Here is a 261-nt window from a genome sequence, read left to right on the forward strand (position 1 = left end):
CCGGCGCCGCAACTAAGGTGGTTGATTATCCTTCGGCTCAAGCGCTGGACGACGCAATTCAAGACTTTAGTGACATGTACGGGGCATCATCCAAGACCCTGCTTTCATTAATAAAAAGCAACTCAGAAATATCCAGAGCTACGACTGGTGTTGTTGTTTCAACAGCCAACTTGTTCAATTATCAGGCCGTTGACTATGAAGAAGATCACTTCGTAAATCCCAATAATGGCTTGCTAGTTTCAAACACTTCATACGACGCAT

1 protein-coding gene is annotated in these 261 nt (G+C 44.4%); it reads left to right on the top strand.

The window, feature by feature from the left end:
- Nucleotides 1-261: hypothetical protein (locus tag SB847_RS21430; RefSeq protein WP_410578683.1), on the top strand; the 261-nt coding region annotated here is incomplete at both ends.

Origin of the sequence: Bacillus sp. SIMBA_026 (genome assembly GCF_046535335.1) — a bacterium.
Classification (GTDB): domain Bacteria; phylum Bacillota; class Bacilli; order Bacillales; family Bacillaceae; genus Bacillus; species Bacillus velezensis.